Origin of the sequence: Pseudonocardia sp. McavD-2-B, from assembly GCF_024124365.1 — a bacterium.
In the GTDB taxonomy this organism is placed as follows: domain Bacteria; phylum Actinomycetota; class Actinomycetes; order Mycobacteriales; family Pseudonocardiaceae; genus Pseudonocardia; species Pseudonocardia alni.
Map to the genome: position 1 here is coordinate 24746 of NZ_JAMXSG010000025.1, position 8766 is coordinate 33511.

The 8766-nt window shown below is 73.8% G+C and carries 10 protein-coding genes; 4 read left to right on the plus strand and 6 right to left on the minus strand.

All coding sequences use genetic code 11. The features are described from left to right. Positions 1-553 precede the first annotated feature (553 nt). From NH602_RS06235 to NH602_RS06245, 3 genes are all read left to right on the plus strand, one after another. Positions 554-1012 carry a GNAT family N-acetyltransferase gene (locus NH602_RS06235; protein ID WP_253067269.1) on the plus strand — a complete coding sequence of 153 codons (459 nt, stop codon included), beginning with the start codon at positions 554-556 and terminating at the stop codon, positions 1010-1012. Between the two features lie 22 nt (positions 1013-1034). Then, a complete protein-coding gene (locus NH602_RS06240) occupies positions 1035-1886 on the plus strand; it encodes a chromosome condensation regulator (RefSeq protein ID WP_253067270.1) in 852 nt (283 codons plus the stop codon). 95 nt (positions 1887-1981) lie between these two features. Continuing rightward, a complete protein-coding gene (locus NH602_RS06245) occupies positions 1982-2815 on the plus strand; it encodes a MarR family transcriptional regulator (RefSeq protein WP_253067271.1) in 834 nt (277 codons plus the stop codon). A 7-nt stretch (positions 2816-2822) separates the two neighbouring features. Here NH602_RS06245 and NH602_RS06250 read toward each other — a convergent pair whose 3' ends face one another. Further along, positions 2823-3383: a TetR/AcrR family transcriptional regulator gene (locus NH602_RS06250; protein ID WP_253067272.1), complete on the minus strand. Its 561-nt coding sequence runs from the start codon at positions 3381-3383 to the stop codon at positions 2823-2825. 90 nt (positions 3384-3473) lie between these two features. On the opposite strand from NH602_RS06250, the gene NH602_RS06255 reads away from it, so the two are divergent. Next, complete coding sequence (locus tag NH602_RS06255) at positions 3474-3935, plus strand: nuclear transport factor 2 family protein (RefSeq protein WP_073577711.1); 462 nt, start codon at positions 3474-3476, stop codon at positions 3933-3935. Positions 3936-3941: 6 nt separating this feature from the next. Here NH602_RS06255 and NH602_RS06260 read toward each other — a convergent pair whose 3' ends face one another. The 5 genes from NH602_RS06260 to NH602_RS06280 all read right to left on the minus strand — a co-directional run bounded on the left by NH602_RS06260 (position 3942) and on the right by NH602_RS06280 (position 8467). Then, entirely contained in the window at positions 3942-4379 is a 438-nt protein-coding gene (locus NH602_RS06260) for a BLUF domain-containing protein (protein WP_100879672.1), read from the minus strand. Positions 4380-4608: 229 nt separating this feature from the next. Then, on the minus strand, positions 4609-5043 hold the full coding sequence (locus NH602_RS06265) for a hypothetical protein (protein ID WP_179761020.1): 435 nt from the start codon (positions 5041-5043) through the stop codon (positions 4609-4611). A gap of 142 nt (positions 5044-5185) precedes the next feature. Next, positions 5186-6259: a redox-regulated ATPase YchF gene (gene ychF / locus NH602_RS06270; RefSeq protein ID WP_073577708.1), complete on the minus strand. Its 1074-nt coding sequence runs from the start codon at positions 6257-6259 to the stop codon at positions 5186-5188. Between the two features lie 25 nt (positions 6260-6284). Beyond that, positions 6285-6956, minus strand: a complete 672-nt coding sequence (locus NH602_RS06275; RefSeq protein WP_073577707.1) for a response regulator transcription factor — start codon at positions 6954-6956, stop codon at positions 6285-6287. Beyond that, positions 6953-8467: a cell wall metabolism sensor histidine kinase WalK gene (locus NH602_RS06280; protein WP_253067273.1), complete on the minus strand. Its 1515-nt coding sequence runs from the start codon at positions 8465-8467 to the stop codon at positions 6953-6955. The genes NH602_RS06275 and NH602_RS06280 overlap by 4 nt, the downstream gene beginning before the upstream one ends. Between the last annotated feature and the right edge of the window lie 299 nt (positions 8468-8766).

Genomic DNA, 8766 nt, shown 5'->3' on the forward strand with positions numbered 1-8766 from the left:
CTCGTTCGGGCGGCGTTATGCCCGTTTCGGTGCGCCCGAACCGACCGTTCGCCGCTGATCAACTACACACAGTGCTATCCGTCAGGTGTCGTTTAGCTACTCTCCGTAGAAGATCTACAGCTCGCCGATCGTTACAGAAAGGCGCCGAGAAGTGGGGTGGATCACAGCAGCGCAACGACGGGACGGAACGGGCGTCTCTAGCTCCCGGAGTCACCACCGGACCCGCCCGGTAGTTCTCCGACACCCGCCGCCACCTGCGGGAATGGGCCGTCCGGCGCGACGGGAATCGACCGTTCGTCGCGCGGGGTGCGGCCGTCGGGTGTGTATCGATCGCCGAACGGCGGCACCACACGGGACTGGACAGCCTTTCGCACCAGACTGTCGCACGCCGGCGCGGTCGCTCACGATGGTCAACGACGTGGTCCGTCCGGAGTAACGCTGTCGATGCAGATCACTCCTCCGCCGGGTCGACCTGCCGCAGCGCGGGCCACGACGGTGTCCGCGGGCCGCAAACCCGGTGACGCACCGGACGGATGACCGCGATCCTGGGCGGGTGCACATCGGACTGCGACGCCTCGACGAGCCCCTGCTGGCGGCGTTGTGCGACACGGCGGCCGCCGGGGCGGACCCGCTCGAGGTGATGCCGCCGGTGCCCGGCCCACCCGGCTGGACGACGCCGCGGCGCGCGGCGTTCGTCGCGTTCCACCGGGAGCGGTCGGTCGCGGCGCAGGTGCCGGTGGAGCGGACCTGGGCCGTCGTCGTCGACGGGGAGGTGGCCGGGGCGGCGCGGCTGGAACCGGTCGAGGGCGGCGAGGAGGCCGGGATCTGGCTGGCCCGGCCGTGGCGGGGTCGCGGGGTCGGCGGGGCGGTGCTCCGGATGCTCGTGGCACGCGCCGACGGCCCGGTCGTCGCGGAGACGAGCCCGGCCAACGCCGCGGCGGTCGCGGTGCTGCGCGGGCTGGGGGCGGACGTGACCGTCGACGACGACGCCGTGCACGGCCGGCTGGACTGAACCGGCCGTGGATCATGGCGACATGGGCGTCCTCGCCGCCGGCCGGCGGCACTCGGCCGGGCTACGGGCGGACGGGACCGTCGTCGCGGTCGGGGACGGCCGCGCCGGTGAATGCGCCGTCGACGGCTGGACCGGCGTCGTCGCCGTCGCGGTGGGGAACGTCCACACCGCCCGCAACACCGGCCGCGCGCACACCGTCGGGCTGCACGCCGACGGCACGGTCCTGGCCACCGGTCGCGACGGCGACGGCGAGTGCGCCGTCGAGGGCTGGCACGGGGTCGTCGCGGTCGCCGCGGGGTGGCGCCGCACGCTGGGGCTGCGCGCCGACGGCACCGTGCTCGCCGCGGGGCGCGCCGCCGAGGGCGCGTGCGCGGTCGACGGGTGGCGCGGGGTCCGGGCTCTGAGCTGCGGCGACTGGCACTCCGTCGGGCTGTGCGACGACGGCACCGCGGTCGCCACCGGCAACGACCGGTACGGCCAGTGCGCGGTCGGCGGATGGCGCGACCTGGTCGCGGTGTCCGCCGGATACCTGCACACCGTGGGGCTGCGGGCCGACGGCACGGTCGTGACCACCGGGCGGGGCGGCGGCGACGTCGCGGGATGGCACGACGTCGTCGCGGTGTCCGCGGGCAGCGGTCACACGGTGGGGCTGCGCGCGGACGGGACGGCCGTCGCCGCCGGGGACGACGACCTCGGACAGTGCGCCGTCGGGACCTGGCGGGACGTGGTGGCCGTCGCCGCCGGGTCGGCGCACACGATCGGGCTGCGGGCCGACGGGACCGTCGTCGCCGCGGGCGAGGGCTCCGGCGGCCGCTGCGATGTCGACGGCTGGACCCTTGCCGTCACCGCACCGGGCGGATCCTCGGGTGCGTGATCAGCCCGTCGCGGGAGGTGAGGCCGGCCGGCCGGCGTCCACCACCCGGCCCGGGTGACCGATCACTTCCGGACGCCCTCCCGGTCGTACCGGTCATGCCCTCCGCACACACCGCACGCCGCATGTTCGGGCTGACCGAGCCGATCTGCCTGGCCACCTACCTCGCCGACGAGCCGAACGAGGAGCTGGCCGCGCTCGGCCACCGCACCTACTGGGACGGCTACTTCGCGAGCCGGGCCGCGCCGCTCGGCCGGGTCCCGGCCGAGGTCGTACACGCGGCGTTCTACAGCTTCGCCGACGGCGAGGCCGCCCGGCACATCCCGAGCGCCTGGGCGACGGTCCCGCCGGAGGAGTCCTTCGCCGCGTGGCGACGGGGCAGCGTCGCGGCGCTGCGCCGGATCCTCGGCGCCGAGCTGTCCGGTTCGCCCGGCGTGGCCCGGGCCGCCGACCTGCTCACCACCGCCGCGACGAGCGCCCCCACCGAGGGCCGGGTGATGTACGCGGGGATGCGCACCCTGGAGGTCCCCGGCGACCCGCTGACCCGGCTGTGGCAGTCCGCGACGACGCTGCGCGAGCACCGCGGCGACGGGCACGTCACCGCCCTGCTCACCGAGCGGATCGGTGGCACCGAGGCCCACCTGTTGTCCGCGCTGGCCATGGGCGTCCACCCGCCGGAGACGTTCGGGCGCGTGCACCACCTGCCGGCGGCCCGGCTGGCCGATGTCATGTCCGGTCTGCGGCGACGCGGCCTGGTCGACGACGACGGGTGGCTCACCGACGCGGGCCGGGAGGTCACGGCGCGCGTGGAGGCGCTGACCGACGAGCTCGCCGCGCCGCCGTACGCGGCCCTGTCCGACGCGGAGCTCGACGAGCTGGTCGCGGAGCTGGAGCCGCTGTCCACGGTGATGACGGCGGCCTGGTCGCAGTGACCGCCGGTCAGGGCAGCAGCACCGCCACCGCCGCCCGCGCCTGCCGCGCCGGATCCGGGCTCCCGCCGATCGCCGCGGTCACCATCGCCCCCTCCGTGAGCAGGCAGACCGGCTCGACGGGATCCACGCCGGCCGCCGACGCCCACTCCCCGAGCTGCCGGTGGAACAGCTCCTTGTGGCTGCGCACCTCGCGCAGCACCGGCTCCGAGGTGCTGCCGAGCTCGCCGTAGGCGTTGATCCACGCGCAGCCGCGGAACCCGGGCCGGGTGAACCACTCCCCCAGCCAGTCGAAGACGGCGAGCAGCCGCTGCCGCGGGTCCCCGACCCGGGTCACGTACGCCGCCAGGTCGCCTCGCCAGCGCTCGTCGCGCCGACGGAGCACCGCGACGACGAGGTCCTCCTTGGACGGGAAGTCCCGGTAGATCCGCGTGAGCGGGAGCCCCGACGCCGACCTGACCTGGTCCATCCCGACGGCCCGGATGCCGCGCTCGTAGAACAGCAGCTCCGCTGCGTCCAGCAGGGCGTCCCGGTCGAGACGGGCCTGCTCCTCGGTGATGGCCGCGGGCACCGATGACCTCCTTGACATCGAGAACGATCGTTCCCTACCTTACCGGAGCAGATCGAGAACGCTCGTTCTCGACTGACCGAGGAGACAGTCGTGACCGATGGCCGTCCGCCCTACCCGCCGTTCACCGCGGAGACCGCGCGCCAGAAGGTGCAGGCCGCCGAGGACGCCTGGAACACCCGGGACCCCGAGCGCGTCGCGGGCGCGTACACACCGGACTCGGTGTGGCGCAACCGCGACACCTTCGCCACCGGCCGGCAGGAGATCGTCGAGCTGCTGACGGCGAAGTGGCAGCGCGAGCAGGACTACGCGCTGCGCAAGAGCCTGTGGGCGTTCGACGACAACCGCATCGCCGTCCGATTCCAGTACGAGTCCCGCGACGCCGACGGCCGATGGTGGCGCAGCTACGGAAACGAGCTGTGGGAGTTCGACGAGCTGGGACTCATGCGGCGGCGCGAGGCCAGCATCAACGACGTCCCGATCACCGAGGCGGAGCGGCGGATCCACGGCCCGCGCCCCGAGTCCGAGCGGGGTGTCGACATCCCGCTGCGGTGAGCGGGGTCAGACGAAGTCGGCGCCGATGGTGTTCCGCATCCGGGTGAGCAGGTCCTGCTGCTCCCGCCCGGGCTGGTCCGGCGCGGCGGGCCGGATGCGGCCCTCGACGTCGTGCAGCGGGATGTCCGAGCGCCCGATCGGGGAGATGCGGGCCATCGACCAGCGGGAGAACACCCGGTCCTCCACCGTCGCCGACTCGACGACCGACACATCGGTGTGCCGGTCGTCCTCCCGGATCTTCTCGAAGAGCTCGGTGACGACCGTCTCGTCGCCCTCCAGGGTCTGGACGAACCAGTTGTCGGAGATCAGCAGCGCCCCGGTGACACCGGCCTTCTTGTTCTTCGACCGGGCCACGTCGAAGATCTCGGCGAGAACCTCGTCGCGGCGCTCGCGCGGCACCGTGCTGTGACTGCGGTAGATCAACCGGTGGACCTGCTCGGCCATGTGGGTTCCCCCGTGTCGGTCGGGCCGCGTCACCGGGTCGGGCGCGGAACCGTCACGAGCCCGGACCCGGGTGATCGTCACGGCGGATCCGACGGTAGTGGCGTAGGACACACTGCGGTGTCGCGATATGAGACAGCGCGTCGGGAGATCGGGCGGCAGCGGGCCCCGTCGAACCGGACCGGCAGCGGAGCGCCCCCGCCGGTGACGTCGCGCCGGGCGCCGCGACGGGTCAGCAGTCGCTCCGGGGCACCAGACCCCGCTCGCACAGGTACTGCATCTGGGTCTCGCCGCTGGTCGGCGCCCGGCCCGCGGACGTGCCCGGGTCGAGATACCCCTGGTATGCCGAGCACGACGGGTCGAACCGCCCGGCGGCCATCGCCCGTGCCGCGCAGTCGTCACCGGACGTCCTCGCCCGGCTCTCCTCCGCCGCCCGCGCCTCGGCGGCCGCAGCCCGGTCCATCGCCCGGCGGGCCGCGACGATCGCGCCGTCCACCGCCGCACCCGGCTCGGCCCGGGACAGCACACCGGCGGCGGGCGCGAACGGGACGGACACCGAAGCGGCCGCGGACTCCGGGGTGGTGACCCGCTCGGCGCCGGACGCGGCGGCGCACGCGCTGGTGGCGAACACGGCGGCGACGACGGCCGCCACGGCGAAGCGGCCCATGCCCATCGTCGTTCCCCCAGCCGGTCACACCGGCCCCGCCCCGGGGCCGGCCAACAGTGTCGTGGGTGGCGCGACGACGGTCAGCGTGTACGCCGGATCGTCACCCCTTCTGATGAGGGACGACGGGCGGGACCGCCGCGGGTCAGACGTTGAAGCGGAACTCGACCACGTCGCCGTCGTGCATGACGTAGTCCTTCCCCTCCATCCGCACCTTGCCCGCGGACTTCGCGGCGTTCATCGACCCTGCGGCGACCAGGTCGTCGAACGAGACGATCTCGGCCTTGATGAAACCCCGCTCGAAGTCGGTGTGGATGACCCCGGCCGCCTGCGGCGCGGTGGCGCCCTGCGGGATGGTCCAGGCGCGCGACTCCTTGGGCCCGGCGGTCAGGTAGGTCTGCAGCCCGAGGGTGGAGAACCCGGCCCGTGCGAGCTGGGCCAGGCCCGGCTCGTCCTGCCCGATGGACTCCAGCAGCTCGGCGGCCGAGGAGTCGTCGAGCTCCAGCAGCTCGGCCTCGACCTTGGCGTCGAGGAACACCGCCTGGGCGGGGGCGACGAGCTCGGTGAGCTCCGTGCGCCGGGCGTCGTCGGTGAGGACGGCCTCGTCGGCGTTGAAGACGTAGAGGAACGGCTTCGTGGTGAGCAGGGTCAGCTCGCGCAGCAGCTCGGTGTCGGCCTTCGCCTGGAACAGCGTCCGGCCCTCGTTGAGGATCGCGACGGCGGCGTTCGCGGCGTCCAGGACCGGCTTGCGGTCCTTCTGGGTGCGGGCCTCCTTCTCCAGCCGCGGGATCGCCTTCTCCAGCGTCTGCAGGTCCGCCAGGACCAGCTCGGTCGCGATCGTCTCGATGTCGCTCGCGGCGTCGATGCGGCCGTCGACGTGCACCACGTCCGGGTCGTCGAAGACACGCACGACCTGGCAGATCGCGTCGGACTCACGGATGTTCGCGAGGAACTTGTTGCCCAGGCCCGCGCCCTCGGACGCGCCCTTGACGATGCCGGCGATGTCGACGAAGGACACCGACGCCGGGATGATCTTCTCCGACGAGAAGATCTCGGCCAGCGTCCCCAGGCGCGCGTCGGGGAGCGGGACGACGCCGACGTTGGGCTCGATCGTCGCGAACGGGTAGTTCGCGGCCAGCACGTCGTTGCGGGTCAGCGCGTTGAACAGGGTCGACTTGCCGACGTTGGGCAGGCCGACGATGCCGAGGGTGAGGGACACGGACGACCAGGGTAGTCGGGTCCGCTCAGCCCGGTTCGAGCCGGTAGCCCGCGCCGCGCACGGTCGCGATCCAGCCGGCGCCGAGCTTGCGGCGCAGGTAGCGGACGTAGACGTCCACGACGTTGGACGACGCCCCCGACTCGGCGGGCCCCCACACCAGCCGGAGCAGCTGGTCGCGGGACAGCACCTGGCCCGGGTGACGCAGGAACGTCTCGGCCAGCGCGCACTCGCGCGCCGACAGCTCGACGGTGCGGCCGTGCACGCTCACGTGCCGGGTACGGGGGTCGAGCTCGAGCCCGTGGAAGGTCAGCACGTCCGGGTCCGGGACGGGACGGGCGCGCTCCAGCCGCAGCCGGATCCGGGCCACCAGCTCCTCGAACCGGAACGGCTTGGCCATGTAGTCGTCGGCGCCGCCGGTCAGCCCGGCGACGGTGTCGTGCACGCTGTCGCGCGCGGTCAGGATGATCACCGGGACGGCGCTGCCCGCCGCCCGCAGCCGGCGCAGGACCTCGAAGCCGTCCATCCCCGGCAACCCGATGTCGAGCACCAGCAGGTCGAACCCACCGGTCACGGCGTGGTCGTGCACACCGGCCCCGTCGGCGACGACCGTGACCTCGAACCCGGCCCCGACCAGGCCCTTCTTCACGAACGACGCGATGCGCGGCTCGTCCTCGGCCACCAGGATCCGGCTGCTCACGTCTCGCTCCTCGGCAGGTCCAGCGTGAAGGTCGCCCCGTGCCCGGGTGTGCTCTCGAGCAGCACGCGGCCGCCGTGTGTCGTCGCGATGGCCTCGACGATGGACAGCCCGAGACCGGCGCCGTCGGAGCGGGGCGCGTCGTCGCCGCGCGCGAAGCGCCGGAACACCCGGTGCCGGTCCTCCGGTGCGACGCCCGGTCCGGAGTCGGCCACCCAGATCCGCACCCGCCCGTCGACCGCCTCCGAGCCGAGCGCGATCCGGTCGCCGTCACCGGTGAACCGGGTCGCGTTGTCGGCCAGCGCGACGACGGCCTGGGTGATCCGCTGCGGGTCCAGCCGGCACCGCACCGCGGCCACCGACTCCAGCCGCCAGTCCCGGTCGGCGAGGCCGGTCAGCTTCTCGAACAGCTCCCGGGTCAGCACGCCGACGTCGACGGTCTCGGTCCGCAGCAGCGACGGCTGCTCGGCCCGGGTCAGCGCGAGCATCTCCGACACCAGCCGGTTCATGCGCTCCAGCTCGTCGTCGACCAGGGCGACGGTCTCGGCGACGTCGTCGGGGTCGTGCGGGTCGAGCACCCCGAGGTGCCCCCGGACGATGGTGATCGGGGTGCGCAGCTCGTGCCCGGCGTCGTCGACGAACCGCCGCTGGGACACCACCCCGCTCTGCACCCGGTCGAGCATCGCGTTCAGCGTGGTGGCCAGCTCGGCGATCTCGTCGCGGGCCCGGGCCCGCTGCGGCACCCGGCGCGACAGGTCCCGCCCGGTGATGGTGCGGGCCGTCGCGGCGACGTCGCGCAGCGGCCGCAGGATGCGCCCGGCCACCAGCCACGCCCCGACCGCCGACAGCAGCGCCGTCCCGAACCCGACCAGCCCCATCAGCCGCGCGGCCTCGTGGGCGAAGCCGTGCTCGCGCTCGGTGAAGTAGCCGATCACGATGACGCCGCGCTGCGGGTCGCCGGCGAGCCCGACCGGCAGTGCCGACCAGCGCACCTCGCCCGCCGAGCTGAGGTAGGAGCCGCGGGTGGGACGGCGGACGTCCGCGACCAGCGCGGCGAACGCCGGGTCCTCGCGCAGCAGCACCCGCGGACTGGTCCGCCGGGACTCCCAGCGGAAGCGCCCGTCGAGGTAGCCGAGGAACTTCTCGTTCGGCCGCGCGACGTTGGCGGCGATCACCGACCGCAGGATCTCGTCGACCGAGGAGTACGGCTGGCCGGTCGTCGGGTTGACGCCGGTCTCGGTGACGCGGGCGAACTCGGCGATCTCGGAGTTCAGCGCGTCGTCGATCCGGCGGTCGGTCTCGTCGATCAGCAGCATCCAGGTCAGCAGCGTGACGACGCCCAGCGACGCCAGCACGAGCAGCAGGACCCACCCGACGATGCGGGTGCGGGCCGCGGTCGCCCGCCCGGCGCGACGGGGCCCGGGGCCGGTCTCGACGGCCTCGGTCGCGATGATCGCCTCCAGTTCGTCCGTGCCGACGACCATGATCCCGTACCCACCCCGGGGCCAGGACACGACACCCACCGCGAAAGATCACCGTCAGTCGCCGACATTGCTCCGTTGGGCGTAAGGCATACTCCGTCGCACGACGCACAGGTGACGTACAGCCATCGTCGACCCGCTCCCATCACCCGGACGGCCGCGCACCACCTCCGTCCGGGCCGAGCTTCGACGACCGAGACCGAGGGGGACGTCGTGCGCCTGCCCGGAATGCACGCCCTGCTGACCGCGGGGGTCGCGGTCCTGACCACCGCCGGGACCGTGTCCGCGGTGTCGCTGACCGCGGCCGGCCGGGAGGAGCCCGCACTGCCCCC

Coding starts and splice junctions, on each gene's coding strand:
- NH602_RS06240 (WP_253067270.1), top strand. CDS start 1,035: ATGGGCGTCCTCGCCGCCGGCCGGCGGCACTCGGCCGGGCTACGGGCG.
- NH602_RS06245 (WP_253067271.1), top strand. CDS start 1,982: ATGCCCTCCGCACACACCGCACGCCGCATGTTCGGGCTGACCGAGCCG.
- NH602_RS06260 (WP_100879672.1), bottom strand. CDS start 4,379: ATGGCCGAGCAGGTCCACCGGTTGATCTACCGCAGTCACAGCACGGTG.
- NH602_RS06265 (WP_179761020.1), bottom strand. CDS start 5,043: ATGGGCCGCTTCGCCGTGGCGGCCGTCGTCGCCGCCGTGTTCGCCACC.